Origin of the sequence: Roseomonas rosulenta (assembly GCF_016106005.1) — a bacterium.
Taxonomy (GTDB): Bacteria; Pseudomonadota; Alphaproteobacteria; order Acetobacterales; family Acetobacteraceae; genus Neoroseomonas; species Neoroseomonas rosulenta.
In genome coordinates, this window is the sequence record NZ_JACADR010000597.1 from 1 (window position 1) to 878 (window position 878).

Consider the following 878-nt stretch of genomic DNA (forward strand, 5'->3'; position numbering starts at 1 on the left):
GCGCGCGCCGCGCTCGCCGCGCGCGGCGGCACCCCGCGCGAGCGCGCCCTGGTGCAGGCCCTGGCGGATTGGACCGAGGGCGGCGAGATGGCCCGCGCCGCCGCGGGGCTCGAGGCGATCGCGCAGGAGGACCCGCACGACATCCTCGCGCTGCGCCTCGCGCACGGCATCCGCTTCATGCTCGGCGAGGCGGTCGAGATGCGCCACGCCATCGAGGCGGCGCTGCCGCGCTGGAATGCCGCGATGCCGGGCTACGCGCATCTGCTCGGCTGCCACGCCTTTACGCTGGAGGAGACCGGCGAGGCACGGCGTGCCGAGGCGGTGGGCCGCCGCGCCGTCGCCCTCGACCCCACCGACCTGTGGGGGGCGCATGCGGTGGCGCATGCGATCGGCGCGCAGGGACGCATGCGCGAGGGCATCGCCTGGTTGCGCTGGCTCGAACCACACCTGGCCGGAGGCAGCAATTTCGTCCGCCACGTCCATTGGCACCGTGCGCTGTTCCACCTCGCGCTCGGCCAGCACGAGGCGGCGCTCGCGCTGCACGATGAGAAGGTCTGGGCGGAGGCCAGCGAGGACGTGCGCGACCTGATGAACGCCGCGCATCTGCTCTGGCGCCTCGAAGCCGCGGGCGTGCCGGTCGGCGCCGCGCGATGGGATGCGCTGGCCGAGGTCGCCGAACGGCGCATCGGCGAGCATGCCTGGGCCTTCGCCGACCTGCATGTCGTGTTGGCGCTGGCCGGGGCGGGGCGGCGGGAGGCGGCGGCGCGCATGCTCGCCTCCATTGCAGGCCACGCCGCATCGCATGGCGGCGACCAGGCGCGGCTGCATGGCGAGATCGGCCTGGCTGCCGCGCGCGCCGTGGCGGATGCGGCGGCGGG

Annotated in this window: 1 pseudogene; it reads left to right on the forward strand. The window is 75.7% G+C overall.

The features are described from left to right. A pseudogene (locus HW578_RS27125) lies at positions 1-878 on the forward strand (hypothetical protein); the annotation flags it as partial.